This is a genomic window from Asaia sp. SF2.1, from assembly GCF_000505765.1.
Classification (GTDB): domain Bacteria; phylum Pseudomonadota; class Alphaproteobacteria; order Acetobacterales; family Acetobacteraceae; genus Asaia; species Asaia bogorensis.
This window is the reverse complement of record NZ_AYXS01000051.1, coordinates 3828-4145: the sequence shown is the minus strand read 5'-3', so window position 1 is coordinate 4145 and position 318 is coordinate 3828. Positions and strand designations below refer to the sequence as shown.

The window sequence follows — 318 nt, the reverse complement described above, 5'->3', positions numbered from 1 at the left end:
CTATCTTCATCAGCCGTCAGACCCGTCCCGGGGCACGTTGAACGTCATCAGCTGGTGTGGCCAGCTTTCTCTACTCCCATTTGAGAAAGGGGTCCGGTAAGTCGGCGTAACAACCGGGATCGAAAGCGCCAGTATCAGGCGGTGTGATCAGGCACGCGTCAAGTGCCTGACGCAAGGCGGCCTCGTTCAGACTGGCACCGATAAAAACGAGTTCCTGCCTGCGGTCACCATAGCAATGGTCCCATAGCGCATCGAGTGTTTGCCGCCATTCAGCATCATTCGGCCAGTCTGCTGTAGGAATGCTCACCCACCAGCGCC

The 318-nt window shown here is 57.9% G+C and carries 1 protein-coding gene; it reads right to left on the bottom strand.

Features of this window, described 5'->3' with window-relative positions; translation table 11 throughout:
• Nucleotides 1-70 precede the first annotated feature (70 nt).
• Nucleotides 71-318, bottom strand: a 248-nt coding sequence (locus P792_RS39415; RefSeq protein WP_035440935.1) for a GTP-binding protein, incomplete at its 5' end; no start/stop codon positions are given.